Source organism: Cellulomonas flavigena DSM 20109 (assembly GCF_000092865.1).
GTDB classification, from domain to species: Bacteria; Actinomycetota; Actinomycetes; order Actinomycetales; family Cellulomonadaceae; genus Cellulomonas; species Cellulomonas flavigena.
Genome location: NC_014151.1, coordinates 2,360,838 through 2,387,629, shown reverse-complemented (window position 1 = coordinate 2,387,629; position 26,792 = coordinate 2,360,838). Strand labels below are relative to the sequence as shown.

At 73.6% G+C, this 26,792-nt stretch carries 23 protein-coding genes and 1 other RNA gene; 9 read left to right on the top strand and 15 right to left on the bottom strand.

Going from position 1 to position 26,792, the window contains the following annotated elements:
• The first annotated feature begins 15 nt into the window (after nt 1–15).
• From CFLA_RS19045 to rnpB, 4 genes are all read left to right on the top strand, one after another.
• A complete protein-coding gene (locus CFLA_RS19045; protein ID WP_013117368.1) occupies nt 16–1,140 on the top strand; it encodes an NlpC/P60 family protein in 1,125 nt (374 codons plus the stop codon).
• A gap of 179 nt (nt 1,141–1,319) precedes the next feature.
• A complete protein-coding gene (locus tag CFLA_RS10815; RefSeq protein WP_013117367.1) occupies nt 1,320–1,703 on the top strand; it encodes a tautomerase family protein in 384 nt (127 codons plus the stop codon).
• A gap of 17 nt (nt 1,704–1,720) precedes the next feature.
• The gene (locus CFLA_RS10810; RefSeq protein WP_013117366.1) at nt 1,721–2,224 is read left to right on the top strand and encodes a GNAT family N-acetyltransferase; all 504 of its coding nucleotides are present in this window, start codon (nt 1,721–1,723) and stop codon (nt 2,222–2,224) included.
• Between the two features lie 48 nt (nt 2,225–2,272).
• Nucleotides 2,273–2,664, top strand: an RNA gene (gene rnpB, locus CFLA_RS19330) — RNase P RNA component class A.
• A 202-nt stretch (nt 2,665–2,866) separates the two neighbouring features.
• On the opposite strand, the gene CFLA_RS19535 is transcribed toward rnpB, so the two are convergent.
• From CFLA_RS19535 to CFLA_RS10770, 9 genes are all read right to left on the bottom strand, one after another.
• Nucleotides 2,867–3,715 carry an RES domain-containing protein gene (locus CFLA_RS19535; protein WP_081449686.1) on the bottom strand — a complete coding sequence of 283 codons (849 nt, stop codon included), beginning with the start codon at nt 3,713–3,715 and terminating at the stop codon, nt 2,867–2,869.
• On the bottom strand, nt 3,712–4,092 hold the full coding sequence (locus CFLA_RS19530; protein ID WP_013117364.1) for a hypothetical protein: 381 nt from the start codon (nt 4,090–4,092) through the stop codon (nt 3,712–3,714). The genes CFLA_RS19535 and CFLA_RS19530 overlap by 4 nt, the downstream gene beginning before the upstream one ends.
• Nucleotides 4,093–4,289: 197 nt before the next feature.
• Nucleotides 4,290–5,582 (bottom strand): sensor histidine kinase, encoded by a 1,293-nt coding sequence (locus CFLA_RS10800; RefSeq protein WP_013117363.1) that lies wholly within the window; start codon nt 5,580–5,582, stop codon nt 4,290–4,292.
• The gene (locus CFLA_RS10795) at nt 5,579–6,250 is read right to left on the bottom strand and encodes a response regulator transcription factor (protein WP_013117362.1); all 672 of its coding nucleotides are present in this window, start codon (nt 6,248–6,250) and stop codon (nt 5,579–5,581) included. Before CFLA_RS10795 ends, CFLA_RS10800 begins: the two co-directional genes overlap by 4 nt.
• A 47-nt stretch (nt 6,251–6,297) precedes the next feature.
• The gene (locus tag CFLA_RS10790) at nt 6,298–7,575 is read right to left on the bottom strand and encodes a cation:proton antiporter (RefSeq protein WP_013117361.1); all 1,278 of its coding nucleotides are present in this window, start codon (nt 7,573–7,575) and stop codon (nt 6,298–6,300) included.
• Nucleotides 7,572–8,915 (bottom strand): cytochrome P450, encoded by a 1,344-nt coding sequence (locus CFLA_RS10785; RefSeq protein WP_013117360.1) that lies wholly within the window; start codon nt 8,913–8,915, stop codon nt 7,572–7,574. The genes CFLA_RS10790 and CFLA_RS10785 overlap by 4 nt, the downstream gene beginning before the upstream one ends.
• Nucleotides 8,912–9,943 carry an alpha-hydroxy acid oxidase gene (locus tag CFLA_RS10780; protein ID WP_013117359.1) on the bottom strand — a complete coding sequence of 344 codons (1,032 nt, stop codon included), beginning with the start codon at nt 9,941–9,943 and terminating at the stop codon, nt 8,912–8,914. The genes CFLA_RS10785 and CFLA_RS10780 overlap by 4 nt, the downstream gene beginning before the upstream one ends.
• Nucleotide 9,944: 1 nt before the next feature.
• Nucleotides 9,945–11,498, bottom strand: a complete 1,554-nt coding sequence (locus CFLA_RS10775; RefSeq protein ID WP_013117358.1) for an NAD(P)-binding domain-containing protein — start codon at nt 11,496–11,498, stop codon at nt 9,945–9,947.
• Entirely contained in the window at nt 11,495–13,000 is a 1,506-nt protein-coding gene (locus CFLA_RS10770; protein WP_013117357.1) for an aromatic amino acid ammonia-lyase, read from the bottom strand. The genes CFLA_RS10775 and CFLA_RS10770 overlap by 4 nt, the downstream gene beginning before the upstream one ends.
• 62 nt (nt 13,001–13,062) lie before the next feature.
• On the opposite strand from CFLA_RS10770, the gene CFLA_RS10765 reads away from it, so the two are divergent.
• Together CFLA_RS10765 and CFLA_RS10760 are read left to right on the top strand one after the other, a co-directional pair.
• The gene (locus CFLA_RS10765; RefSeq protein WP_013117356.1) at nt 13,063–14,637 is read left to right on the top strand and encodes an NAD(P)-binding domain-containing protein; all 1,575 of its coding nucleotides are present in this window, start codon (nt 13,063–13,065) and stop codon (nt 14,635–14,637) included.
• Complete coding sequence (locus tag CFLA_RS10760) at nt 14,630–16,042, top strand: class I adenylate-forming enzyme family protein (protein WP_013117355.1); 1,413 nt, start codon at nt 14,630–14,632, stop codon at nt 16,040–16,042. The genes CFLA_RS10765 and CFLA_RS10760 overlap by 8 nt, the downstream gene beginning before the upstream one ends.
• Nucleotides 16,043–16,100: 58 nt before the next feature.
• On the opposite strand, the gene CFLA_RS10755 is transcribed toward CFLA_RS10760, so the two are convergent.
• The 4 genes from CFLA_RS10755 to map form a co-directional block, all read right to left on the bottom strand.
• On the bottom strand, nt 16,101–17,198 hold the full coding sequence (locus CFLA_RS10755; protein ID WP_013117354.1) for a fatty acid desaturase family protein: 1,098 nt from the start codon (nt 17,196–17,198) through the stop codon (nt 16,101–16,103).
• 74 nt (nt 17,199–17,272) lie between these two features.
• A complete protein-coding gene (locus CFLA_RS10750; protein WP_013117353.1) occupies nt 17,273–17,599 on the bottom strand; it encodes a DUF6191 domain-containing protein in 327 nt (108 codons plus the stop codon).
• Nucleotide 17,600: 1 nt separating this feature from the next.
• Entirely contained in the window at nt 17,601–18,383 is a 783-nt protein-coding gene (ppgK, locus tag CFLA_RS10745) for a polyphosphate--glucose phosphotransferase (protein ID WP_013117352.1), read from the bottom strand.
• A complete protein-coding gene (gene map, locus CFLA_RS10740) occupies nt 18,380–19,252 on the bottom strand; it encodes a type I methionyl aminopeptidase (protein WP_013117351.1) in 873 nt (290 codons plus the stop codon). Before map ends, ppgK begins: the two co-directional genes overlap by 4 nt.
• A 58-nt stretch (nt 19,253–19,310) precedes the next feature.
• Between map and CFLA_RS20040 the strand changes: the two genes are divergently transcribed.
• Nucleotides 19,311–19,478: a hypothetical protein gene (locus CFLA_RS20040; RefSeq protein ID WP_013117350.1), complete on the top strand. Its 168-nt coding sequence runs from the start codon at nt 19,311–19,313 to the stop codon at nt 19,476–19,478.
• A gap of 43 nt (nt 19,479–19,521) precedes the next feature.
• Here the strand turns inward: CFLA_RS20040 and panB are convergent, their stop codons facing one another.
• Complete coding sequence (gene panB, locus CFLA_RS10735) at nt 19,522–20,343, bottom strand: 3-methyl-2-oxobutanoate hydroxymethyltransferase (protein WP_013117349.1); 822 nt, start codon at nt 20,341–20,343, stop codon at nt 19,522–19,524.
• Between the two features lie 121 nt (nt 20,344–20,464).
• Here panB and CFLA_RS10730 point away from each other — a divergent pair, with 121 nt between their 5' ends.
• On the top strand, nt 20,465–21,802 hold the full coding sequence (locus CFLA_RS10730) for a glutamine synthetase family protein (RefSeq protein ID WP_013117348.1): 1,338 nt from the start codon (nt 20,465–20,467) through the stop codon (nt 21,800–21,802).
• Nucleotides 21,802–24,843, top strand: a complete 3,042-nt coding sequence (locus tag CFLA_RS10725; RefSeq protein WP_013117347.1) for a bifunctional [glutamine synthetase] adenylyltransferase/[glutamine synthetase]-adenylyl-L-tyrosine phosphorylase — start codon at nt 21,802–21,804, stop codon at nt 24,841–24,843. The genes CFLA_RS10730 and CFLA_RS10725 overlap by 1 nt, the downstream gene beginning before the upstream one ends.
• 12 nt (nt 24,844–24,855) lie before the next feature.
• Here CFLA_RS10725 and CFLA_RS19040 read toward each other — a convergent pair whose 3' ends face one another.
• Complete coding sequence (locus CFLA_RS19040) at nt 24,856–26,616, bottom strand: glycoside hydrolase family 88 protein (protein WP_052302713.1); 1,761 nt, start codon at nt 26,614–26,616, stop codon at nt 24,856–24,858.
• Nucleotides 26,617–26,792: the final 176 nt, after the last annotated feature.

The window sequence follows — 26,792 nt, the reverse complement described above, 5'->3', positions numbered from 1 at the left end:
GCCTTGTCGGCGTTGGTGGTCGTGGTGCTCGGTGCGGGGCTCGTCGTCGGACTCGCACCGGCGGCGGGAGCCGAGGCCGGGACGAGCCGGCTCCGCGTGGGCGAGCGTCTGTCGGCCGGTCAGTGGCTGGCCTCGCCTGGCGGCAACCTCCGGCTCGAGATGCAGCACGACGGCAACCTGGTGCTGTACGCCCCGGGCGGGAACCCTCGATGGCACACCCACACCGACGGGAACGCGGGCGCCTGGCTCACGATGCAGTCGGACGGCAACCTCGTGCTGTACTCGGCCGACAACCGCGCGCTGTGGAACTCGCAGACGCCCGGGTCGGGCGGCTCCTTCGTCCAGGTGCAGGACGACGGCAACGTGGTCGTCTACACCGCGCAGCCGAGAGCCGTGTGGCAGTCGGGCACGACGTACCACCCGTCCCGGATCACCACGGGCCAGACGCTGCCGGCGGGTCAACGACTCCAGTCGCCGAACGGGGCGTACGAGGCGGTGATGCAGTCCGACGGCAACTTCGTGCTGTACGGGCCCACCGGGTGGATGTGGCAGTCCGGCACGAGCGGCACGGGCGCGACTCGGCTCGCGGTCCAGACCGACGGCAACCTGGTGCTCTACGACGCCGCGGGACGGTGGACGTGGCAGTCCGGGACAGCGGGACGCGGGGCGGGGTTCCTCCAGGTGCAGGACGACGGCAACCTGGTCATGTACGACGCGGCGTCGCGGTGGACGTGGCAGTCGTACACGTACCCCGGCTACCAGCCGCCGACCGTGCCCCGCGCCACGCCCGGAGAGGTCGCGGTGGCCTTCGCGACGCAGCAGATCGGCAAGCCGTACGTGTGGGGCGCAACGGGGCCGAACGCGTACGACTGCTCGGGCCTGACGCTGAAGGCGTGGGCGGCCGCCGGCGTGGCGATCCCTCGCACCTCCGCCGGGCAGTACGCAGGGCTGCCCAGGGTGCCGCGCAGCCAGGCGCGCCCCGGGGACATCGTCGCGTGGGCGAGCGGTGGCCAGATCTCCCACGTCGCGATCTACGTGGGGGACAACAAGATCATCGAAGCCGCGAACCGCACGACGGGCGTCCGGCTCGGGACGATCTGGGGCACACCTCAGCCGTACGTGCTGCGACCCGCCGGCTGAGGGCACGACCGCGCTCCTCAGCTCGGCGCGGGCTGCGCCGAGAGGCACAGCAGACGGCGCACGCCGTGTCGACGACCAGGCCGACACGGCGTGCGCCGAGAGCCCGCCCGCAGCAGCACGCCCACCGCACCGCGGTACGGTGCGAGGTCCGGGGTGCGGCGGCACGGAGGGTGTGGGACGTGGCACAGGTCAAGGTCTACGGACGGCGCTCGGTCTGGGCGACGCGACGCACGGAGGTGTCCGACGCGGTGCACGCCGCGCTCGTCGCTGCGTGGGGGCTGCCGGCGGACAAGCGGTTCCACCGGTTCCTCCTGCTCGACGACGAGGACCTCGTCGCACCGCGCTCGCCGGAGTACCTCGTGGTGGAGGTCGTGTGCTTCACCGGCCGCAGCTCCGCGGCCGTCCGGGCACTGATCGCGGCGTTCTTCGACGACGTCGCACCCGCGCTGGGGCTTGCCGCGGACGAGCTCGAGGTCGTGGTCCTCGAGAGCCCGCCGACGCACTGGGGGATCCGCGGGGTCGCGGGCGACGAGCTGACACTGTCCTACCGCGTCGACGTCTGACCCGGCACGATGGCCGCATGACGCGCGCCCCGCGACCCCAGGTCGTCGTCCGCCCTGCTGTCCACCCGGATGCCGAGGCGATCGCGGCCGTGCACCACGGGTCGTGGGTGGAGACGTACTCCGACCTCCTGCCCGGCTCGCACTGGGAGACGGACACGCTCGAGCGTCGCACCGAGCGCTGGCGCCGGGGCCTGGAGTCCGGCGTGCCGGCGACGGTCGTCGAGGCCGACGGGCGCGTCGTCGGGCTCGCGCTCGCGGGTGACGCGATCACGGTCGGCCCGCACGCGCCGGTGCGCGAGCGTCACCTGTTCATGCTCTACGTGCTGGCGTCCCACCACGGCACGGGCGTCGGCCAGGCGCTCCTCGACGCGGTCGTCCCGCCGGGGGCGCCCGCACAGCTGTGGGTCGCCGAGGTGAACCCCCGCGCCCGGCGGTTCTACGAGCGCAACGGCTTCGTCGCGGACGGCGCACGCCACGTCGACGAGGGGTCGGGCATCGCGGAGGTCCGCCTCGTGCGCTGACGGGGGGTCGCTCGGCCACGCGTGAGGACGCTAGGCTGACGCCGCGGATGAGTCAGCCAGGCGGCCGCGTCGGGACCTCCGGGTCCTGCCGAGGAACGTCCGGGCTCCGTAGGGCAGGGTGGTGGGTAACGCCCACCCGGGGTGACCCGCGGGACAGTGCCACAGAGAACAGACCGCCACGTCGGACCGGTCCGCCGGGCCGGCGGGGTAAGGGTGAAACGGTGGTGCAAGAGACCACCAGCGCACCGGGTGACCGGTGCGGCTAGGTAAACCCCACCCGGAGCAAGGCCAGACAGGGAGCGTTCGAGGGTTGCCCGCCCGAGCTCCCGGGTAGGCCGCTGGAGGCGTGCGGCAACGTACGTCGTAGATGGATGGTCGCCACCCGTGCGCCGGGCAACCGCGCACGGGGACAGAACCCGGCGTACCGGCTGGCTCATCCGCTTTCATAAGAAGCGAGTGGGCATCCGATGCGAACTCAACCGCGCAGCGAGCAATTGCGGCGGTTCGGATGGCAGCGGCAACCAAGAGACCCTGATCCCGCCGAAAGCGCCGTGGCGTCGGCATCTTGGTTTCAAAGCAGAAGGTCTGGGGCAATATGGACGCTGCCTCTTGCGCCTATGGCCGGCAAGCGGTGTGCGCCAACTAGAAAATGCGCACGTTGAAATGCTTGGCGACACGCAAGAGTTCTGGATCGTCCTGCCTGAATTCATTGCCGGAGTCGAGGCACACAACACCGTCGCCGGATGCGTCCTCGGCGACGCCATCGTCGACTTTGCGCAGCCAGACGGCCCAGTTCGTCCCGTAACCTAGTTTGGACTCCCACTGGACGCCGAGCGGGAGCGAACCGTCGAACAAGACGAGTTCCCGCAAGTAAAGCGCAATCGTGGCAGTTGCCCGCCTCGCTCCTCCGAGAACGAGTCCGCGATCAATCGGCTGGGATATGCCGACCTGCGCAAGCCTCAACTTCACGGCGTCGTTGAGGACCGCAAGCGTGTCCGGGTGCTCGACATCGACCCACCATCCGTTGCCAGGAAGCTTCAAGGAGTAGATGAGCCGCGCGTCACGCCAAGAGCTAGGCACGCAACCGATTTTCATACTGCAGATTGCCTCGAGTTCTTCCTCGACTGCATTGAGGTACTGCTGGCCCTCGACTCCGGGGAAGTTGCTCGACATTTCAGCAATATGAGCATGATCAATAGATTGCCGGTGGTGTTGAAGAACCTCAGCAAACGCGGCTTCACGATTTGCAGCCGCGTAGAGCGTCCGCCCCGGCGTATCCCAGCGCGACCAAGCAGGATTCTCACCCCAGGGCACAACCACGTCATCTCCCTGCGGGTTGTACTCCACCCAGCCAGATGGCGTCACGCTCCGTTCGAAGACGTGCAATGGCCCCCGCGACGTGACCGCGATGCGGTACGCGCAGGGGCCGTTGGAGCGCACGAGCGACAGCCCGGTCTGCTGGCATGTCAAACGCCCCGAATGTTCCATCATCCGGCCCAATCGTCGGTGATGACAGCATTCGCGGCGCGCACGACTTCTCGGTGGCGCCCTTCGCGAACTGCCTGTATTGGCGTGTCGAAATCCAACAGGGGGTTGGATGCTAGAAACCAGGACCGCGCCACGTGCTCGTTCTCTGCCGACACGATTTGCTGCTGAACCGTGTAGCCAAAGCGCAGGTTCTGTTCGAACCGTGGGCCGATCTGACCGCTGTCAGGTTTCGCCCAGCGAGTGGCTGCCTTGGTATCCTTCGCGCCCGCCAGTGTCGAGACAAGCGTCGGGCCAAGCAGTGCATTTAGTCGACGCACCAGCTCATGCATCGACATTCGCGTCGTTTCCGCGTGTGCCTCGGTCCAGGTGGTGACAGGCATGTGTTGTCCTCCTTTCGAGGAGCGTCATGAGCCTAGCTCTGATCGTGGGCGCACTCCTCCGATCCCACCCGGAACCCACCCGGATGCGTGCCTCCATCTTGCACGGTGTGTACGGTATGCGCACCTTTTTCACCCCATCGTGGCTCATGGCAGAGCCAGCCGCCCCGGCGCGGGGCGTCTCTGGGTGCGCGACTATGTCAGCGTCCCGCGCTCACGCTCGCGATTGGGTGGCATGCATCGCGTTCAGATGCTGGCGCCTGCGCCCGGGCGCCCGGCAGCCGCACCGCGAACGTCGCGCCCTCGCCCGGGCTGCTGACGACGCGCAGCGTGCCGCCGTGGCTCGTCACGACCTCGCGCAGCAGTGCCAGGCCGAGGCCGAAGCGCCGTCGGTCGTCGCCCTCGCCGCGGTGGAAGCGGTCGAAGATGCGGTCCGCGTCCGCCGGGTCGAAGCCGATCCCGGTGTCGGTCACGACGACCTCGACGGCACGGCCCTGGTCGGTGGCGCTCGCGCTCACGGCGACGTGGCCACCGCTGGGTGTGTGCGACAGGGCGTTGGACAGCAGCTCGGCGACCACGCGCCGCAGCGCCGACTCGACGCCCCGCACACGCGGCAGCCCCTCGTCGGCGAGCGCGGTCACCCGCACGCCCTGGGCGGCGGCGCGCGCGGCGTCCACCGCGACGGCGTTCTCGACGAGCGCGGCGACATCGACGTCGGTGCTGTCGGGCCGCTCGGCGGCGGTGCCCGGTGCCGCGGCCATGCGTGCGGACAGCAGCAGCTCGTCGACGATCTCGCCGAGCCGGCGGGTGGTCTCCACGAGGCGGTCGAGGTCGCGGGCCTGCGCGTGGTCCTCGGTGCCGCGGGCGCGTCGGCGCAGGAGCTGGGCGCGGGCGTGGACCTGGGCGATGGGGGTCCGCAGCTCGTGGCTCGCGTCGGCGACGAACCGCCGCTGCCGCTGCAGCGCCTCGGCGAGCGGCGCGACCGCGCGGCGGCCGACGACGACGCCGCTGACCACCGCGGCGAGCAGGCCGGCGCCGGCGGCGACGCCGAACGCGACGAGCAGGTGCCGGCGGTCGGCGAGCTGGAAGCGCGCGTCGAACACGGCCTGCACGACCTCGTCGCCGCGCACGGCGGTGCGGACGTGGTAGACCGTGCCGTCCTGCGCGACCGTCGTCTCCTGAGGGACACCCGTGGCCGCGACCTGCGTGATCGCGTCGCGGAGGGGGAAACCGTCGGGCGGCACGGTGACGCCCGTGTCGACCGAGGTCCCGTCGGAGGTGAAGATCCAGCTGCACGCCGGCGGCCCCGCGATCGTGCCGTGCTCGACGCCCCAGGCGAGCTCGCCCGCGATCTGCCGCTCCTGGCTGTGCAGCAGCAGACCGTACGAGATCGCGCCCGCGAGCCCGAGGAGGGCCGCGATGACGAGGCCGACGAGCGACCCGATGCGCAGCCGTGCGCGGCGGACCACCCGCTCCTCGGGCGTGGGGTTCACAGCGAGCCCAGCCGGTACCCGGTGCCGTGCACGGTCGCGACCGCCTCGCGCCCGAGCTTGCGCCGCAGGTAGTACACGTACGTGTCGACGATCGACGCGGCCTCGGTGTCGGCGAAGACGGTGCGGCGCAGCTCACGCCGTGTGTGCACGGCGCGCGGGTTCTCGGCGAGCGCGCGCAGGAGGGCGTGCTCGCGCGCCGACAGCTCGACGCGCGACCCGTCGGACTGCACGACCTCGCGTGTGACGAGGTCGAGCATGCAGTCGTCCCCGAGCGTGAGGTGCGTGTCAGCCTCGTCGACGCGGCGGCACAGGGCCCGGATGCGCGCGCTGAGCTCGTCGAGCTCGAACGGCTTGGCGAGGTAGTCGTCGGCCCCGGCGTCGAGACCGGCGACACGGTCGGCGACGGTGCCGAGGGCCGTGAGCACCAGTGCACGGGCACTGACGGCGCGCGAGCGCAGCCGCACGAGCATGTCGAGCCCGTCGACGGCGGGCAGGCGCCGGTCGACCACGAGCACGTCGTACGGACGGGTCAGGCCCAGGTGGAGGCCGCGCTGGCCGTCGCGGGCCTGGTCGACGACGTATCCCTCGTCGGTGAGGACCTCGGTGAGCGTGTCGTTGAGCTCACGGTCGTCCTCGACCACGAGGAGCCGGTGCGGTCGTCCAGGCATGTCCTGACTGTGGCACACCTGGTGTGACTTGAGTAACACCTTCGCGGTCACGATGTCGCTCGAACCGGTTCGGACGGGATCCGGGCGGCGTCGTCGTCGGCGCGGTCCGGCAGCGGGTGCCGGCGCTCGACCCAGGACAGCAGCGGGCTCGTCATGACGGTGGTGACGAGCGCGACGAGGACGAGGACGGTGAACAGGGACGGCCCGACCAGACCGGCCTCGAGCCCGATGTTGAGGGCGATGAGCTGCATGAGCCCGCGGGCGTTCATCAGGGAGGCGACGCGCAGCGCGACACCCTGCGGCTCGCCCCGGCGCCGCGCGGCGACCCAGCACGCGCCGAACTTCCCCGCGATCGCGAGCAGCACCGCCGCGGCGGCGAACACCAGCACGGCCGGGTCGGTGAAGAGCCCGAACTGCGTGTTCAGGCCCGAGTACGTGAAGAACATCGGCACCAGCACCCCCGTGACGGGGGTGAGCGAGCCGACGACCCGGTCGGCGGCCGGCACGCGCGGTACCGCGAGCCCGAGCGCGAACGCGCCGAACACGGCGTACAGCCCGATCTCGTCGGTGAACCACGCGGCGGCGAAGAGGATCGCGACCGTGCCGAGCAGGCGGCTGTGGTCGTCGGCGCGCGCCGAGGCCATGAGCCGCGCCACCCCGGGGCGCGCCACGAACCGGATCAGCGCGACGAACACCAGTGCCCCGACCACCGTCACGAGCGCCGGGCCCGCGCTGCCGGACGCCACCGCCAGCACGACCGCGAGCAGCACCCACGCGACGACGTCGTCGACGGCGCCGCTCGCGAGCGCGATCGCGCCGTGCCGGGTGCCGGCCTGGCCGCGCTCCGTGATGATCCGCGCGAGCATGGGGAACGCGGTGATGGCCAGCGCGACGCCCACGAAGGCGGCGACGACGCCGACGGGCACGCCCGGCGGTGCGAGGGGCACGTGGCCGGCGGCGACGAGCACGAGCCCCACGCCCAGGACGAGCGGCCCCGTGACACCCGCGAGCGACACGACCGCAGCGGTGCCCGCCAGGCCGTCCGACCGCGCCGTGAACGCGTACCCGGCGTGGAACATCAGCAGCACCAGGCCGATCTGCCCGACGACGAACAGGACGGGCCGCAGATCGGACGGGAACAGCGACTCCTGCCAGGACGGCAGGACGAGCCCGAGCAGCGAGGGCCCCAGGAGCACGCCGGCGACCATCTCGCCGACGACCGGGGGCTGCCCGACGCGTCCCAGCAGCCACGACACGCCACGGCAGACCAGCAGGATGACGACGACCGCGAGGAAGAAGCGCGGTGCGAGCTCGACAGGACTCATGCGCGGGCCTCCGAGAAGTAGGTGCTGCACGGCTTGAGGCGGCGGGCCTCGAGCACCATGACGGTGCCGAGGGCGAGCTGGGTGAGGGAGCGGCCGACGTCCGACCACCGGTCGCCCAGGCGCAGGGCGGCCACGCGCGCGCGGGACGGCGAGGGTGCGCCGACGGGCGTGAGGAACGCCGGCCCACGGTTGGGCATCGAGCGCGTGTGCGCGCCGGTCGGCGTCACGTCGTACCGGCGCAGGACCTCGCGCAGCACCGCGCGCAGCATCACCGGGGCCGACCCGCGGGCGGGGCACGCCCGGTTGGCCGTGACCCCGAACGGCACGAAGTGCGCGTCGTGGTGACGCAGCGTCCGCCAGCGCTCGGGGTCGAACACGTCGTCGCCCGCCGCACCGGTGCGCTGGTACGCGAGGTAGTTGAACAGCAGCACCGACCCGGAGGGCAGCGTGACGTCCCCGACCTCGATGGGGGCCGACGTGATCCGGTGCGCGACGCCGAACAGCGGGTGCACGCGCAGCGTCTCGTCGACGACCCGGTCGAGCGCGTCGTCGTCGTCGACCAGCGACCGGGCGGGAGGGTACGCGCCGGCGCACAGCAGCACGTGCGCGGCCGCCTCGGACATCTGCACGACGGCGGTGTTGAAGAACGCGCCCTGCAGGTACCAGGCCGTCTCCTGGGCGGTGAAGGGCGGCGGCAGCACGACGGGGCACGTGCCGTCCTCGACGCGTGCGCGCAGGTAGCGCGTGAGACGCGCGCGGCGGTCCATGTGCCGCAGCCCCGTGCACTTCAGGGCGGTGACGACGTCGTCGGCGTTGCCCACGACCAGGGCACGGGCCGCGGGCGGGCACGGCTCGTCGAACACCAGCTCGTGGTAGACCTCGGCCCACACCGGCATGAGCAGGTCGCGCAGGCGCACGTGGCTGGGGCGGTCGGCCGGCAGAGCGTCGAGCGCCCGGCGGACCGCCGCGGTGGCGAGCTCGTCGCTGCGCGCGTGCCGCACGGCCAGCACCTGGCGTGTGGTGCGGGCCACGGTCCGGTAGCGCTCACCGGGCTCGAGGTGCTCCTGGTGCATGTGCGCGCCCGGTGCGAGCCAGTACCAGAACAGGTCGGACAGCCCGGCCCCGGCGCTGCGGCCGTCGGCCGCGGGGTGCGCGTAGACGTCCTCGAAGTGCTCGGCACCGACCAGCGGCCCGGGGACGGAGACGCCCTCGGTGCCGTTGACGGCGGCGAACACCCGTTCGCGCAGCCGCACGACCGTGGGCGGCAGCCAGCGCGGCAGCGTCCACACCGCGGCGGCCACGAGGGCCCCGGCCGCGACCGCGAGCACGGCCCCGCTCACGGAGTCACCACCAGGTCCGGGGTGAGATCGCCGGGACGGCGCGCGCCGACGAGCGTGAGCGCGTGCGCGAGCTCGTCGGCGAGGTCGCCCAGCACGGCCCGGACGCCCGCGGCGCCGCCCAGGGCCAGGCCCCACAGCACGGGCCGCCCGACCATCACGGCGTCGGCGCCCAGGGCGAGCGCGACGAGCGCGTCGGTGCCGCTGCGCACGCCGCCGTCGAGCAGCACCGGCACGCGCCCGGCGACCGCGTCGACCACGCCCGGCAGCGCGTCGAGCGTGCTCACGGCGCCGTCGAGCTGCCGACCGCCGTGGTTGGACACGATGACCCCGTCGACGCCGTGCCCGACGGCGAGCCGTGCGTCGGCGGGGTGCAGCACGCCCTTGACGAGCACGGGCAGCGACGTCGTCGCGCGCAACCACGCTACGTCGTCCCAGGTGAGGTCGGCGTCGACGACGAGGTCGCGCACGCGCCAGTCCGCGTCGCGCATGTTCTCGCAGACCATCCCCTCGGGGAGGGCGCGGAAGCCGTGCGCGAGGTCACGCGTGTGGCGCCCGCGGACGGGGGAGTCGGCCGTCACGACGAGCGCGCGGCAGCCCGCGTCCTGCGCCCGCGCGACGACCGCGGCGGTGAACCCGCGGTCGGGCTGCAGGTACAGCCCGAACCACAGCGGCACGCCGACGTCGGCCACGTGCTCGACCGCGACCGTGGCCATCATGCTCAGCGTCATCAGGCCGCCCGCGGCGGCGACACCGACGGCCGTGGCCACCTCGCCGTCGGGGTGCGCCAGGCGGTGGAACGCGGTCGGCGCGACCACGACCGGTGCCGCGAGCTCGGCGCCCAGCAGCGTCGTCGACAGGTCGGGCGCCCCCGCGCCGCGCAGCACGCGCGGCAGCAGACGGCGGCGCGCGAACGCCGCCTCGTTGTCGGCGAGCGTCCGTTCGGCGCCCGCGCCGCCGGCGAGGAAGTCGAAGTGCACCGGGTCGAGCACGTCGCGCGCCCGCCGCTCGGCCTCCCGTGCGCGGGACACGTCAGCGCCCCGCGAGCGCGCGGGCGACGAAGTCCACGAGCGGCCCGACGTGCACGTCGGGCCGGTCCCAGCGGTTCTCGAGGTTCTCCGCGAGATGGTGCGTCGCGAGGTGCTCGCCGTGCCGGTGGTGCCGCACGACCGGGTGCAGGTACGCCGCGTCGTGCGCCTGCCCGGGCGCGTCCTGCATGACCCGGTGCTGCGTGACGTCGAACGGGTCGACCTTGTCGTGGTCCGGCCCGTACTCGAGCGTGACGACGAACGCGTCGTCGTCGTGCCCGAGCGGCGCCAGGCCGACGCGGCGGTGGTACTCCACGGGCACCTCCTCGTGGTACCGCGCGACGTCGCCGGTGACGGTGACGACGTCCGCGAGGACGCCGAACTGCTGCCACAGCGCCGACGTGCGGTTGACGCGCGCGACCACCGCCGCCGCGACGGCCTCGGGTGCCGGGTCCAGCGGCGTGCTGGGCCACGGCTCGCCGGCACGCCGCTCGAGGATCCGGTGCAGGGCGCGCGCGCCGTACCGGAAGCCGTGCACGAACCCGTTGGTCGAGCGCCGGAAGTCGCGCTGCTGCGTGAGGGTCCCGGCGAAGAACAGCCCGGGCTGGTCGACGGACTCCCACTCGTCGGTCTGCTCGGGGAACCGCCCGCCGATGGTCAGCGCGGGCCGGCAGGTCTCGTCGAACACCGAGGCGTCGAACGCGAACCCGGTGCACGCGAGCACCCGGTCGTAGTGCAGCACCCGCGTCTCGTCGGCACGCGTGAACCAGAACGTGACCGCCAGGCGGTCACCGTCGCGCTCGATGCGCTCGACCCGGCCGTCGAGCACCGCGTTGCCGGACTTGAGCTGGTAGGTGTCGAGGAAGTTGTTGTTCACCGCGCGCAGGTGCCCCACGTAGTGCGTGCGCCACGCGAGGTGCACCGGTTCGGGCCCGGCGACGTGGATCGCGGTCGTGGTCTCCATGAGGGCGTCGGCCGTCTCGAACGCGGAGTTGCCCTTGCCGACGACCAGCACGCGCTGGTCGAGGTAGTCGGCGGGGTCGACGGACATCACGTCGTACCCCTCGGCGAGCTCGAACCCCGGGATCGCGGGCCGGTGCGGCAGGCTGACACCGGTGGCGACGACGACCGTGCGCGCGGTCAGCGTGTCGGAGCCGACCTGCACCTCGAACGCGTCGTCGGTGCGGCGCGACACCCGCGTGACCGGCGCGCCGTACCGGACCCGCACCTTGGACCGCTCGGCGAAGTCGGCCAGGTACTGCACCATGACGTCGGCGTCGGGGAAGTACCGGTCGGTGTAGCGCGTGAACCGCAGGTCGGGGTCGTCGCTCAGCAGCGAGTTCCAGTCGTGCCGCAGGTTGACCTCGGGATCGTCGCTGCCGGTGCGGGGCTTGTTGATCGAGATCAGGCGCCGGTGCCGCGGGTAGCGCGCGAAGAAGGAGCCGGGGGAGTCGGCGCGGTCGACGACGAGGTAGTCGCGGCGGCCGTCGGCCTCCAACAGTGCGCCGAGCTGCAGCCCGGCCGGGCCGGCCCCGATGACGAGGTGGTCGAGGGTCACGGGAGGTCCTCCGGTTCGGTGCGCAGCAGGACGTGCGCCGCGCGGCGCACGTCCTGCTCGAGCGGGCGGTCGGGGTCGACGGGTCGGACGGCGGTGGCCAGGGCGTCGAGGAGTGCGGCGGACGGGGGTGCCGTGGGCCGGCGGGCGCCGACGTGCGCGGCCTGCCGCAGGCCCAGCGCGAGCGACCCGACGAGCAGGTGGAGGACCCCCGCGCCGTCGAGCGAGCGCAGCGCCGCCGGCGTGCCGAACGGCACGACGTCCTGCGTGTGCAGGTTGGTCGGCAGGGACTGCATGCTCGCGGGCGTGGCCGTGCGGCGGAGCTCGGCGACCAGCGCAGTGGACGCGAGCTGGACGCCCTGCACGCCGTGCTGCCGCCCCGGGCCGGCGGCGAGCATGGGCGGCAGGCCGCCGTTGCGCGCGGGGTCGACGAGCAGGTCGAGCTGGCGCTCGGCGAGGTTGCCGAGCTGCGCGGTCACGAGCGCGAGCAGGTCCGCGGCGAACGCGGCGGGCTGACCGAAGAAGTTGCCGCCGTGCACGACCTTGTCGGCCTGCGGGAACAGCAGGGGGTTGTCGCTGACGCCCGCGAGGTCGGCGGTGACGACCTCGTCGACGTACCGCAGCGCGTCGTGGGCCGCCCCGAGGAGCTGCGGCGCGCACCGCAGCGAGTAGGGCTCCTGCAGCGGGCGGGTGCCCGCAGGCACGACCCCGGCGAGCAGGTCGCGCATCCGGGTGCCGACGACCACGGCGCCCCGGTGGCCGTACCGGGCCAGCAGGTCGGCGTCCGTGAGCTGTGGGTCGCACCCCAGCAGGTCGAGCAGCAGGCACGTCAGCCGGGTCTGCGCGTCGAGGGACCGCCGGACGCCGTCCAGCGCCAGGGCGAGGGCGGCCGTGGTCAACGACGTGCCGTTGACCAGCGCGAGCGCGTCCCGGCCGTCGAGCTCGAGGGGTGCCAGCCCGGCGACGTGCAGGGCCTCGCGCGCCGGCAGCCGCCGCCCGTCGACGTCGGCCGCGCCGTGCCCGCGCAGGGCCCCGGCGACCGCCGCGAGCGGTACCAGGTCGCCGCTCGCCCCGACCGACCCCCACCGTGGCACGACGGGTGCGAACGTCGTGGCGAGCATCGCCGCGAGCGCGTCGAGCACGTGCGGCGCGACGCCCGAGACGCCCTGCGCGAGCGAGCCCAGTCGGACGAGCGCCGTCGCGCGCACCACGGCGGGGTCGAGCGGCGGTCCCTGCCCGGCGCCGAGGTGGGCCAGCGTGTTGTCGGCCTGGTCGCGTGCGTCGGCGCGGCCGGCGAACCCGACGAGGGCACCGAAGCCCGTCGTGCTGCCGTACACCTCGCGGTCCCGCAGTGCGACGTCGAGGAACGCCCGCGCCGCGTCGGTGCGCCCGCGTGCCTCGGGCGGTACGACGACGTCGACCGGACCCGCGGCCGCCACCAGGTGGTGGGGGCGGAGGGGAGCGGCGAGGTCGACGCGGTACGTCGGCGCGGCACGGACGGTCACGGTGCCGACGCTAGGAGGACGATCTCAGAGCAGTGTGAGATGCGTCACCTAGCGTCACGGCCATGACGCACGACTACGTGATCATCGGTGCCGGCCCCGCAGGTCTCCAGCTCGCGTCGTTCCTCGCGCGCGACGGTGTGGACCACGTCGTGCTGGAGGCGGGTCCCGCGCCCGGCACGTCGTTCACCCGGTACCCGCGGCACCGGCAGCTCATCTCGATCAACAAGGTCGGCTCGGACCGCGAGGACCCCGAGCGCCGGCTGCGGGCCGACTGGAACTCACTGCTGAGCGACGACCCCACGCTGCTGTTCCGGCACTGGTCGACCCGCTACTTCCCGCACGCGGACGACATGGTGAGCTACCTCGGCGTCTTCGCCGCCCGCACCGGCGTGCACGTGCGGTACGGCGCGCGCGTGACCCGCGTGGCCCGCGACGCGGGCGAGTTCGTCGTGAGCGCCGGCGCGGACACCTTCCGCGCGCGGCGCGTCGTCCTCGCCACGGGCGTCCCGCTGCCGTACGTGCCGGACATCGAGGGCGTCGAGCTCGCGGAGCAGTACCCGACCGTGTCCGTGGACCCGCAGGACTTCGTCGACCAGCGCGTGCTCGTCATCGGCAAGGGCAACTCCGCGTTCGAGACCGCCGACGCCCTGCTCGAGACCGCTGCCGTGATCCACGTCGCCGGGCCCCGCTCGGTGACGCTGGCGTGGCAGACGCACTACGTCGGCCACCTGCGCGCCGTGAACAACAACTTCCTCGACACCTACCAGCTCAAGTCCGGCAACGCCGTCCTCGACGGCGACGTCGTGCGCGTCGAGCGGCGCGACGACGGCGGGTACCGCGTGCTGTTCCGCTACGCGCGCACCGACGAGCGCCTGCGCGAGCTGCGCTACGACCGCGTGATCCTCGCGACGGGCTTCCGGTGCGACGCGTCGGTCTTCGACGACACCGCCCGCCCCAGCCTCGCGATCCACGACAGGTTCCTCGCCCTGACCTCCGCGTACGAGTCGGTCGACGTCCCCGGGCTGTACGTCGCGGGGACGCTCACCCAGCAGCGCGACTTCAAGCGTTCGACGAACGGGTTCATCCACGGCTTCCGGTACAGCGCGCGCGCCCTGCACCGCATCCTGCGCGCGCGCTACCACGACGAGCCCTGGCCGACCCGCGAGCTGGCCGCGACGCCCGAGGCGGTCGCCGGGGCGATCGTCGCCCGCATCAACGTGTCGTCCGGGCTCTGGCAGCAGTTCGCCGTGCTCGGAGACGTCGTCGTCGCCGGGCCGGGCGGGGCGCGGTACCTCGAGGAGGTGCCCGTGGCGTACCTCGACGACGGCGGGCTGGGTGACGCGGGGCGCGACGTCGACGCATTCGTCGTGACGCTCGAGTACGGCCCGGACCACGACCAGGTCGACCCGTTCGACGTCAGTGCGCCGCGCATCCCCGAGAACGACCCGGGCGCGGCGCACGACGCCGCCTACCTGCACCCGGTCGTGCGGCTGCACCGCGGGGCGCGCGTCGTCGACGAGCTGCACCTCGCCGAGAACCTCGAGAACGAGTGGGACCTGCCCGACGTGCACGTCGCCCCGCTCGTCGCGTTCCTCGCGCGGCACCTCGCGCCCGTCGCGGAGCCCGTCGGTGCGTGACGTCGTGTGGCCCCAGCCCGTGCTCGACCTGCTCACACGCGACCCGGAGCGTCCGGTGTTCGAGGACGGCGACCGCGTCGTGCGCGCGGGCGAGGCGAGCGCCGCCGTCGCACGCATCGCCGCGGGACTGCGGGCTGCGGGCGCCGGGCCCGGGACGGGGGTCGCGCTCGACCTCGGCGTCTCGGCCGAGGCGCTGGCCGCGACCCTCGCGGCGTTCGCGGTCGGCGCGCGGGTCTGCGGGCTGCCGCCCGCGCTGCCCCCCACGCAGCGCGACGACCTGCTGGCCCGGGCGGACGTCGCCCTCGTCGTCGACGACGCGTTCCTCGCCGAGCTGCTCGCCACGCCCGCGGACGGGCCCGTCGTCGCGGCGGGACGCCCCGGTGACGTCGCGCGCGTCACGTGGACCAGCGGCACCAGCGGGCGGCCCAAGGGCTGCGTCCAGACGTACGCCGCGATGACCGCGGCCTGGGCGCCCTCCCCGGACCGCTGGCCGCCCGCGGTCGCCGCGCTCGCGCCACGGCTCGCGCGCTACCTCGTCGTCGGGCCGCTCAGCCACCAGGTCGTGCTCGAGTACGCCGTGCTCACCCTGGCGGCCGGCGGCGTCCTGGTCGCCGCCCGGCCGCCGGGGTTCCCCGAGGCGATCACCCGGCACCGCGCGAGCGCCAGCGTCATCACGGTCGGCCGCCTGCACCAGCTCGTGCGTGCGCAGCTCGAGCGGCCGACGGACCTGTCGACGCTCCGCGCGCTGCTCGTGTCGGGCTCGCCGCTCGAGCCCGCGCGCCTCGCCGAGGCGCTCGACGTGCTGGGTCCCGTGGTGTTCCACGGCTACGGCCAGACGGAGGCGGGCATGATCGCGATGGCCACGCCCGACGAGATGCTCGCCGACCCCGCCGTGACGGCGTCGGTCGGCCGCGCGCCCGACGTCGTGGACGTGCAGGTGCGCGACGGCGAGCTGTGGGTGCGCACGCCCGCGCAGGCGTCCGGCTACTGGGGCGACCCGCAGGAGACGGCCGAGGTGTTCGTCGACGGCTGGGTCCGCACGCGGGACCTCGGGGACGTCGACGACCGCGGGTACGTGCACCTGCGCGGCCGGGCGCGCGACGTCGTCATCGTCGACGCGCAGCTCGTGCACGCCGGGCCCGTGGAGCGCGTGCTCGCGGACGACCCGGCGGTGGCCGAGGCCTACGTGGTCGCGCGTCCGGACGACGTCACGGGGGAGGCCGTGCACGCGTTCGTCGTGCCGGCGCACGGGGCCGAGCCCGACACCGCGGCGCTGTGCGCGCGTGTCGCGGACCGGCTGGGGCCGCTCGCCGTCCCCAGCAGCGTGACCCTCGTCGACGAGGTCCCGCTGGCGCCGAGCGGCAAGCCCGACAAGGCCGCGCTCGTCGCGCGTGCCACGGTGTGACGCGCGACGGCGCCGGCGCGCGGTGGCGACCCTGCCACCCGCGCGCCGGCGTGCGGCGTCAGCGCGTCGAGCGCGGGCGGAACCGCTGGACCATGGGGCAGTCGAACGGGTCGCGCGCGGCCAGGCCGACGCGGTTGAGGTACTGCACCACCAGCGCGTAGGACCGCACCAGGGACGTCTCGGTGTACGGCATGCCGACCCGCGCGCAGTGCTCGCGCACCATGCGCCGGGCGCGCGCCAGGTGCGGGCGCGGCATGCTCGGGAACAGGTGGTGCTCGATCTGCGCGTCCAGACCACCCATGAGCTGCGTGACGAACCGGCCCCCGCCGATGTTGCGCGACGTCAGGACCTGCTTGGACAGGAAGTCGAGGCGGCTGTCGGCCGGGATGATCGCCATGCCCTTGTGGTTGGGTGCGAACGACGCGCCCATGTAGACGCCGAAGACGGCGAGCTGCACGGCGAGGAACGCGGCGGCCATGCCGAGCGGCAGCGCCCACAGCACGAGGGCGACGTAGATGCCGAGGCGGGCCGTGAGGATGACGAGCTCGAGCGTGCGGGCCCGCGACGGTGCGGACGCGATCAGGCTCTTGAACGCCAGGACGTGCAGGTTGAGGCCCTCGAGGGCGAGCAGGGGGAAGAACAGCCAGCCCTGGCGCCGCGTGATCGCCGCCAGGAAGCCCTTCTGCTTCGCGGCGTCCTCCTCGAGGAAGGAGATCGTGTCCCACTCGATGTCCGGGTCCTTGCCGACGCGGTTGGGGTTCGCGTGGTGCCGCGTGTGCTTGGTCATCCACCAGGAGTGGCTGATGCCGACGACGCCGTTGGCCAGCACGCGTCCGAGGCGGTCGTTGGCCGGGCCCGTCAGCAGCACCTGGCGGTGCGACGCCTCGTGGGCGACGAACGCGAACTGCGTGAGCACCAGGCCGAGGCCGGCGGCGACGAGCAGCTGCCACCACGAGTGGCCGAGCAGCACGAACGCCGTCACGAGGCCGGCGAGCACCGCGGTCAGCCCGGCGAGCAGCGAGAAGTAGAAGCCGGGGGTGCGGTCGAGGAGACCTGCCTCACGCACCTGGGCGGACAGCTCGTGATAGCTGCCGGTAGCGGCCGCCTGACGGGGACGCGTCGGGGCGGGGGGTGCAGGTACGGGTGCAAGAGCCACATGACCTCCAGGGCTCGGAACGACTTCCCAGCCGTGGGGGTGGAGCGGGTGCTCGTGGTACGGATGCGCTTACCCTACGGCACCGTAGGTTTGTTGTCCCCGGGAGCGAGCGGGTGACGTCCTGGGCGCTCGTCCGGGCCCGGGGGAGCAGCGTCACCCTCGCGGACGATGTCCATCCGCTGCCGCTCGACCTCGGCGACGAGGTGCTGGCGGTTCGGCTGGAAGATCTCCACGAGCTCCCCGAGGAAGCCGCCGCCCGCCGCGCCCTCGCCGGGCTCGCGGCCCGACCTCACCGTCAGCCGCACACCGTCGAACCAGCCGTGCGCGACCGCGCGGTCGAGCAGCACGACCACGAGCGCGACGGCGCCGACCGCCGCGAGCGCCACGCCCCACCCGGGCACGTCAGCGGCTGCCGCCGGCCGCGAGGCGCGCGGCGCCGACGATCCCGGCGGCGTTGCGCAGCCCTGCGGGCACGATGGGCGTGCGCAGGTCGAGCAGCGGCAGGAACTGCGCGTGCTTCTTGCTCACGCCCCCGCCGACGACGATCAGGTCGGGCCAGAACAGGTCCTCGACGACCGAGAAGTACCGCTGCAGGCGCTGCGCCCACTGCTCGAACGACAGGTCCTCGCGGTCGCGGGCCGCGTCGGACGCGCGGGACTCCGCGTCGTGCCCGTCGATCTCCAGGTGGCCCAGCTCGGTGTTGGGCACGAGCTGCCCGTCGACGACGAGCGCCGACCCGATGCCCGTGCCCAGGGTCACGACGAGCACCACGCCCTGCACGTCCTTCGCGGCGCCGTACGCGACCTCGGCGTACCCCGCGGCGTCGGCGTCGTTGACCGCCACCACGCGCCGGCCCGTGGCCCCGCCGATCGTCGCGGCGACGTCCGTGCCGATCCACGCGTCGTCGACGTTCGCTGCCGACTGTGCGACGCCGTGCCGGATCACCGCGGGGAACGTCACCCCGATCGGCAGCTCGCGCGGCAGGTCGAACGAGTCGACGACCTGCGCGACCGTGCGCGCCACCGCGTCCGGCGTGGCCGGCTGCGGCGTGGGGATCCGCACGCGCTCGCCCGCGAACTCCCCGGTCGCCAGGTCGACCGGAGCGCCCTTGATGCCGGACCCGCCGATGTCGACGCCGAACGCGGTGCCGGCCTCCGTGCTCCTGTGCCTCGCGTCCTTGCTCATGGCAGCGTGAGCACCTCCGCCCCTGTCTCGGTGACGAGCAGCGTGTGCTCGAACTGCGCCGACCGGCTGCGGTCGGCCGTGACGACCGTCCACCCGTCGTCCCACATCTCCCACTCGTGGGTCCCCAGGTCGAGCATCGGCTCGATCGTGAACACCATGCCGGGCTCGATGACGGTCGCGTGCTCGGGCGCCGCGTCGTAGTGCGGCACGACCAGACCCGTGTGGAACGCCGGGCCGACTCCGTGGCCCGTGAAGTCGCGCACCACCCCGTAGCCGAAGCGGGCCGCGTACTTCTCGATCACGCGGCCGATGACGTTGATCTCACGGCCCGGTCGCACCGCGGTGATGGCGCGCTCCAGTGCCTCCTGCGTGCGCTCGACGAGCAGTCGCGACTCCTCGTCGACGTCGCCGGCGAGGAACGTGGCGTTGTTGTCGCCGTGCATGCCACCGACGTACGCGGTGACGTCGATGTTGACGATGTCGCCGTCCTCGATCACCGTCGAGTCGGGGATGCCGTGGCAGATCACCTCGTTGACCGACGTGCACAGCGACTTGGGGAAGCCGCGGTAGCCCAGCGTCGAGGGGTACGCGCCGTGGTCGCACAGGAACTCGTGCCCGATCGCGTCGAGCTCGTCGGTCGTCACGCCGGGCGCCACGTGCCGGCCGACCTCCTGCAGGGCCTGCGCGGCGAGGCGCGCGGCGACGCGGACACGGGCGATCTCGTCCTCGGTCAGCACGTCCGAGCCGCGCCACGGCGCGGGCATCGGCTTGTCGACGTACTCGGGGCGGGCGATGTGGGCGGGCACCGGACGCCGCGGGCTGACCTGCCCGGGGACGAGCGCGGTGCGCGACGAGTGGACCGGCGGCATGCCTGGCAGTCTACGTAGCGGCGGGCCCGTACGGCCCGCCGGGACGAGAGGAGCCGAGGTGACCGAGTACTTCTACAACACCCGGACCCACCAGGTGGAGGAGGGGCGCAGCAGCGACTGGTCGCAGCTCATGGGGCCCTACGCCACGCGTGGGGAGGCCGAGCGCGCACTCGAGAAGGCACGTGCCCGCAACGACGCGTGGGACGCGCAGGACGAGGACCGATGAGGAACCGGTGCCCGGCCGCCGGAGGCGGTCGGGCACCGGTTCCTCACGCGTCGAAGGTGTGCGACGACTCGGGGAAGGTGCCCGAGCGGACCTCGTCGACGTAGTCCTTGGCGGCCGAGCTCAGCGCGGCCCCGACCTCGCCGAACCGCTTGGCGAACCGTGGTGACCAGTCACCCATGCCGGCCATGTCGACCCACACCAGTACCTGGCCGTCGCACTGCGCGCCGGCGCCGATGCCGATGGTCGGCACCCGCACGACCTCGGTGACCCGCGCAGCGACGGGTGCCGGCACCATCTCCAGGACGATCGCGACGGCACCGGCCTCGGTCACGGCGAGCGCGTCCTCGCTGATCTGCTCCGCGGCATGGCCGCGGCCCTGCACGCGCGGCCCGCCGAGCGCGTTCTCGGACTGCGGCGTGTACCCGAGGTGCGCGACGACCGGGATCCCGGCCTGCGTGAGGGCGCGGATCTGCGGCACCGAGCGCTGCCCGCCCTCGAGCTTCACGGCGGAGACACCCGTCTCCTTCATGACGCGGACGCCGCTCGCCAGCGCCTGCTCGGGCCCGGCCTCGTACGTGCCGAACGGCAGGTCGGCGACGACGAACGCGCGGCGCGCCGCGCCCGCGACAGCGCGGGCGGCCACGACGATCTCGTCGAGCGTCACGGGCAGCGTCGTGCGGTACCCGTGCATGGTGTTCCCGATGGAGTCGCCCACGAGCAGCATGTCCACGCCCGCGTCGTCGAAGATGCGGGCCGTCACCGCGTCGTACGCCGTGAGCATGGTCAGCCGTTCGCCGCGCTCCTTGGCGGCCTGCAGGTGGTGCACGCGCACGCGGCGGGGCGTCGGGGCGTCACTGGTCGACATGCCACGAGACTAGCCACGCCCCGCGCCGCGCGGCCCTGTGAGGACCGGCACACCGCCGTCCCGTCGGCCACCTGTGCGACGTGCACCCCGCAGGCGTCGTTCATCAGGCAGGATGTACGCCATGGACAGGCAGCAGGAGTTCGTCCTCCGGACCGTCGAGGAGCGGGACATCCGCTTCATCCGTCTGTGGTTCACGGACGTGCTGGGCATGCTCAAGTCGGTCGCCGTCGCGCCCGCCGAGCTCGAGCAGGCGTTCAGCGAGGGCATCGGGTTCGACGGCAGCGCGATCGAGGGCCTCACGCGCGTGTACGAGGCCGACATGATCGCCAAGCCGGACCCCTCGACCTTCCAGATCCTGCCGTGGCGCGGTGAGCGGCACGGCACCGCGCGGATGTTCTGCGACCTGCTGACGCCCGACGGGCAGCCGTCGCTCGCGGACTCGCGGTACGTGCTCAAGCGTGCGCTGGACCGTGCGAGCGACCGCGGCTTCACCTTCTACACGCACCCCGAGGTCGAGTTCTACCTCTTCGACGCGCCTGCGGACCCGACGCGCCCGCTCGTGCCCGTCGACCAGGGCGGCTACTTCGACCACGTGCCGCGCGGCACCGCGCACGACTTCCGGCGCGCGGCCATCACGATGCTCGAGTCCATGGGCATCTCGGTGGAGTTCTCGCACCACGAGGCCGGGCCGGGGCAGAACGAGATCGACCTGCGCTACGCCGACGCCCTGACGACGGCGGACAACATCATGACGTTCCGCACGGTCGTCAAGGAGGTCGCGCTCGAGCAGGGCGTGTTCGCCTCCTTCATGCCCAAGCCGCTGGCGGACCAGCCGGGCTCGGGCATGCACACGCACGTGTCGCTCTTCGAGGGTGACCGCAACGCGTTCCACGAGCCCGGTGCGCCGCTCGAGCTGTCGAAGGTCGCGCGTTCCTTCATCGCCGGTCTGCTGCGCCACGCGGCCGAGATCACCGCGGTGACGAACCAGTTCGTCAACTCCTACAAGCGGCTGTGGGGCGGCGCCGAGGCGCCGAGCTTCATCTGCTGGGGCCACAACAACCGTTCCGCGCTCGTGCGCGTGCCGATGTACAAGCCCGGAAAGGGCAACTCGAGCCGCGTCGAGTACCGCGCCGTGGACTCCGCGACCAACCCCTACCTCGCCTTCGCGGTCCTGCTCGCCGCCGGGCTCAAGGGCATCGAGGAGGAGTACGAGCTGCCCGAGGGCGCTGACGACGACGTGTGGGAGCTCACCGACGCGGAGCGCAAGGCGCTCGGCATCGAGCCGCTGCCGACGTCGCTGCAGGGCGCGATCGAGGTCATGGAGCGCTCCGAGCTTGTCGCCGAGACACTCGGGGAGCACGTCTTCGACTACTTCCTGCGCAACAAGCGGCAGGAGTGGGCCGAGTACCGCGCGCAGGTCACGCCGTACGAGCTGCAGCGGTTCCTGCCGCTGATCTGATGTCGACGTCGACGGGCCGGGGGTCCTCCCTCGCGGCACGGCTGACGCGCGTGGGCGTCGCCGACGTGCCGCGGGCCGAGCGGCTGCTCGGCGACGCGGCGCTGCTGGCCGTCGACCCCGACGTCGTCGAGCACGTGGTCGGAGACCTGGCCGAGGTCGGCGACCCCGACGAGGCTCTGCTCGCGCTCGCCAAGGTGGCCGGTGCCGTGCAGCACGACCAGGAGTCGGCCGGGGTGCTGCGGGACCTGCTCACCGAGCCGGGCCCGGGCCGCGCGCGCCTCCTCGCGGTCAGCGGCGCGTCGCTCGCCCTGGGGAACGCGTTGGCCGCGCACCCGCAGAACCTGCGCGTCGTCGCCGACCCCACGCCTGGTACGGGCGTGCCCGCCGGGGACGTGCGTGCCGAGCTGCTGCGCGCCGTCGGCGCCGACCCCGACGCCGACGTGCCCGTCGCCGGGCTCGGCGGCACCGCGGGCGTCGACGCGATGCGCCGTGCCTACCGCACGCGACTGCTGCGCATCGCGGCCACCGACCTCACGGCGAGCGACCCGCTGAGCCGCCTGCCCGGCGTCGGTGCCGCCCTCGCCGACCTCGCCGCCGCCGCGCTCGAGGCGTCCCTCGCACTCGCCCGTGCGGAGCTCGAGGACCACGGTCGTGACGTGCGCCTCGCCGTCATCGGCATGGGCAAGACCGGCGGGCGCGAGCTGAACTACGTGTCCGACGTCGACGTGGTGTACGTGGCCGAGCCGGTCGAGGGCGCCGACGAGGACGAGGCGATGCGGGCCGGCGCGCGCCTCGCGGCGGGACTGGCGCGTGCGTGCTCGGCGCCGGCGGGAGAACCGGCGCTGTGGCCGGTCGACGCGGCACTGCGTCCCGAGGGCAAGGACGGGCCGCTCGTGCGGACGGTGGCCAGCCACCGCGCGTACTACGAGCGCTGGGCGAAGACCTGGGAGTTCCAGGCGCTGCTCAAGGCCCGGCCGCTCGCGGGGGACCCCGAGCTGGGTCGCGCCTACGTCGAGACCGTCAGCCCGTTCGTCTGGTCGGCGGTGCAGCGCGAGAACTTCGTCGAGGACTCGCAGGCGATGCGCCGGCGCGTCGAGGCCCACGTGCCGCGTGCCGAGGCCGACCGGCAGCTCAAGCTGGGCGTCGGCGGGCTGCGCGACGTCGAGTTCACGGTGCAGCTCCTGCAGCTCGTGCACGGGCGCGCCGACGAGGCCATCCGCAGCCCCAGCACGCTGACCGCCCTCGCGGCGCTGGCCGCCGGGGGGTACGTCGGGCGGGAGCACGCGGCGCAGCTGGCGGTCTGCTACCGGTGGATGCGGATGATGGAGCACCGCATCCAGCTGCACCGCCTGCAGCGCACTCACCTGGTGCCGACCGCCGAGGCCGATCTGCGGCGCCTGTCCCGCACGATGGGCATGCGCGTCGAGGGGCCGGACGGCCTGCGCGAGCGGTGGCGCACGACGCGGCGCGACGTGCGGCGCCTGCACGAGGAGCTCTTCTACCGCCCGCTGCTGCCGGCGACCGCACGTCTGTCGACGGAGGAGGCGAGCCTCGCGCCCGAGGCCCAGCGTGCCCGCCTCGCGGCGATCGGGTACCGGGACCCGGCCGGCGCGACGCGCCACATCGCGGCCCTCACCGACGGCGTCTCGCGCCGCGCGTCGATCCAGCGCCAGCTCCTGCCCGTCATGCTCGGCTGGTTCGCGGACGGCGCCGACCCCGACGGCGGCCTGCTCGCCTTCCGGCGGCTGTCCGACCAGCTCGGAACCACGCACTGGTACCTCAAGCTGCTGCGCGACTCGGGCACGGCGGCGCAGCGGCTCGCCCAGGTGCTCTCGACGTCGCGGTACGCGGCCGACGCGCTGTCCCGCTCGCCGGAGTCGGTCCGCTGGCTGGACGACGACGCGGACCTCGCACCGCGCTCGGCGGAGCGGCTCACGGCGGAGGCGGACGCGGTGCTGCGCCGCGCCGACGAGCCCGTCGCCGCCGTCACCGCGCTGCGCGCCCTGCGTCGCCGGGAGCTCGCACGCACCGCCGTGGCGGACGTGCTGGGCGTGACGACGGGGGTCCGCGCCGCGCAGAGCCTGACGATCACCGCCGACGCCGTGCTCGCCGGCACGCTGCGGGTCGCCGAGGCCGAGGCGCGCGCCGCGGCAGGTCTCGAGGCGAACCCGACGCGCATGCTCGTCGTCGCGATGGGGCGCCTCGGCGGCCGGGAGATGGGCTACTCGTCGGACGCCGACGTGCTGTTCGTCCACGATCCGCTGCCGGGCGCGGACGGCAAGGTCGCGCAGGACTTCGCCGTGGCGGTCGCGTCCCAGGTGCGCCAGCTCCTCGGCAGCGTGGGCCCCGAGCCGACGCTCAGCGTGGACGCGGACCTGCGGCCCGAGGGACGCAACGGCCCGCTCGCGCGGTCGTTCGACGCGCACGTCGAGTACTACCAGCGCTGGTCGTCGCCGTGGGAGAGCCAGGCGCTGCTGCGCGCACGGCCCGTGGCGGGCGACGTCGAGGTGGGGGAGCGGTTCGTCGCGCTGATCGAGCCGCTGCGGTACCCGGGGGGTGGGGTCGAGGCCTCGGTCGAGCGCGAGATCCGGCGCATCAAGGCGCGCGTGGAGGCGGAACGGCTGCCGCGCGGCGTCGATCCCAGCCGGCACCTCAAGCTCGGGCGCGGCGGCATCAGCGACGTCGAGTGGACGGCGCAACTGCTGCAGCTGCAGCACGCGCACGAGGTGCCGGGCCTGCGCACGACGTCGACGCTCGACGCGCTCGACGCCGCACGGGACGCGGGCCTGCTCGACGAGGCCGACGCCACCGTGCTGCGCGAGGCGTGGGAGCTGGCGTCGCGTGTGCGGGACGCCAACGTGCTGTGGACGGGCCGCGCCGAAGGTGCCCACGCCGACGTACTGCCGCACGACCGCGCGGCGCTCGCCGGCGTGGCGCGGGTGCTGGGGCACCCCTCCGGCTCCGGCGCGATGCTCGAGGAGACGTACCTGCGCTCGGCACGCCGCGCGCGGGCCGTCGTCGAGCGCGTCTTCTACGGCTGACGCGGGTCCTGCTCAGCCGCCGCGCCGCGCCGTGAGATCGTCCACCGTGACGACGAGCGACGACGGGCTCGCCGACCCGCCGAGGTAGGTGCTGAGCCCGATGGAGCCGGCGGTCTGCAGGCCGGCGGTCGCGTCGGTGACGGACACCCGCCAGGTACTCGGCTCGGCGGTCCCTGCCTTCCAGACCTTGACGCGCACGGTGGTCGGCGAGACGCCGAGCGCCTGCGCGCGGACGTGCAGCCGGTCGTTCGTCGCGAAGGTCAGGCCACTGACGGTGGCCGCCGCGAGCGTCGTGCCCGAGCGCTGCACCTGCGCCTGGACGGACCCCGTGCCGCTGACGACCGCGCGCCCGGTGTAGGAGGCGCTGCCCACCCGGCGGGCCGCGACCGCGGCGTACAGGCTGCCGGCGGTCGGTCGAGCGAAGCCGAACGTGGCCCGGACGTCGTTGTCGCGCGAGGACACGCCGGTGAGGGTGGCGGTGCGGGTCGTGCCGGCGGGCGTGCGGAGACGGGCCGTCGTCCCGTCGGTGGAGAAGTCGGCTGCGGACCCCGCGGTCGTCCACACCCCGCCGACGTCGGCCGTCCCCAGTCCGCCCGCGGTGGTGCGTGCGAACCGGTCGGTCGCGAGCCAGCCCTCGAGCTGCGCGACCTCGAGCGCTGCAAGCCCGAACGCGCCGACGCAGTAGCCGATGGACGACGTGGTGCTGGGGTCGCCGGGCGCCTCGCCCACCGACTGGCAGCCCGAGAGGAAGCCCGACGGCTGGAGCGCGATCGTCGTGAGGCCGCGCCACGCCTCGAGCACGACGGGCAGGTACGTGGGTGCGTCGAGCAGGCCGGTGCGGATGCCGTAGGCCATCGCGTACGTGAACAGTGCTGTCGCGCTCGTCTCGGGCGCGGGGTGCAGCGCGGGGCTGAGCAGGCTCGAGCGCCACATGCCGTCGGTGCCCTGGAGCTGTGCCACGCGCGCCGACATCCGCTGCAGCATGGACCGGTACTCGGGGGCCTGGGGGTCGGTCGCCGGGAGCGCCATGAGCGTGCGGGCCATCGCCGCCATGACCCAGCCGTTGCCGCGGGCCCAGAACACCTTGTGGCCCAGCGCGTCGCGTCGCGGCACGTACATGCAGTCGCGCCACCACAGGTCCTCGGAGGCGTCGAACAGGCCGGTGTTCGTGCACCCCGACCGCCAGGTGGTGGCGCCGCGGTACTTGAGGAAGTCGTAGAGCTGGGCGTGCTTGGCCGCGTAGGCCGCGTTCCCGGTGCGCGCGGCCCAGCGTGGCCACAGCGGCAGGCCCATGAACATCGCGTCGACCCACCAGTACTGCTCCGGCGGCAGGGAGAGGTCGGCGGCCATGAGCCGGTCGGACGGGCCGAGGTCGACGGGCAGCCCGGCGGCCGCGGCGTCCTGGAACACCTGGATCGCAGCGCGGCTGTCCGGGTTGGACGTGGGGCTCGCGGGGGCGTCAGCCGTCCAGGCGTTGCGCTCACCCCAGGCCGTCAGCCACTGCCGGTACGTCGCGTCGCCGGTCTCGCGGTACAGGCCCTCGACGGCCATGAAGTACGGCGCCCAGCGCCACCCCGCGTTGGCTGTGGCGCCCGTGCTGGCGCCGTCGCCCGCGACGTAGAAGTGGTCGATCGCGAGGCGGGCGGACTGCAGCACCGCGGCCCGCGTGGGCACCGAGGGTACCGCTGCGGCGGCGGAGCCGGTGGGGGCCGCGGCGAGCGCCGCGACGAGGGTGACGGTGACGGCGGCGACGGCCGTCCTGACCTGGTGCACGGTGCCCCCCGGGAGCGGATGTGGGTCGAGCTCCCTCGACGCTATGCCCGTCACGAACCTGGGCACAACGCCCGTCGGGGCGCGCGCGGCGGCGAGCACGGACGGCAGCACCGCGGACCTCGCCGTGACGAGAACCTGCTCGTCGGGATGCGGCCGACCCGGTAGCCGGTCGGCGC

Excerpts from the sequence above, each read along its gene's own strand:
- CFLA_RS10790 (WP_013117361.1), bottom strand. The coding sequence starts at position 7,575 with ATGAGTCCTGTCGAGCTCGCACCGCGCTTCTTCCTCGCGGTCGTCGTC.
- CFLA_RS10810 (WP_013117366.1), top strand. The coding sequence starts at position 1,721 with ATGACGCGCGCCCCGCGACCCCAGGTCGTCGTCCGCCCTGCTGTCCAC.
- map (WP_013117351.1), bottom strand. The coding sequence starts at position 19,252 with ATGCCGCCGGTCCACTCGTCGCGCACCGCGCTCGTCCCCGGGCAGGTC.
- CFLA_RS19530 (WP_013117364.1), bottom strand. The coding sequence starts at position 4,092 with ATGCCTGTCACCACCTGGACCGAGGCACACGCGGAAACGACGCGAATG.
- panB (WP_013117349.1), bottom strand. The coding sequence starts at position 20,343 with ATGTCGACCAGTGACGCCCCGACGCCCCGCCGCGTGCGCGTGCACCAC.
- ppgK (WP_013117352.1), bottom strand. The coding sequence starts at position 18,383 with ATGAGCAAGGACGCGAGGCACAGGAGCACGGAGGCCGGCACCGCGTTC.
- CFLA_RS10725 (WP_013117347.1), top strand. The coding sequence starts at position 21,802 with ATGTCGACGTCGACGGGCCGGGGGTCCTCCCTCGCGGCACGGCTGACG.
- CFLA_RS10730 (WP_013117348.1), top strand. The coding sequence starts at position 20,465 with ATGGACAGGCAGCAGGAGTTCGTCCTCCGGACCGTCGAGGAGCGGGAC.
- CFLA_RS19535 (WP_081449686.1), bottom strand. The coding sequence starts at position 3,715 with ATGATGGAACATTCGGGGCGTTTGACATGCCAGCAGACCGGGCTGTCG.
- CFLA_RS10765 (WP_013117356.1), top strand. The coding sequence starts at position 13,063 with ATGACGCACGACTACGTGATCATCGGTGCCGGCCCCGCAGGTCTCCAG.
- CFLA_RS10795 (WP_013117362.1), bottom strand. The coding sequence starts at position 6,250 with ATGCCTGGACGACCGCACCGGCTCCTCGTGGTCGAGGACGACCGTGAG.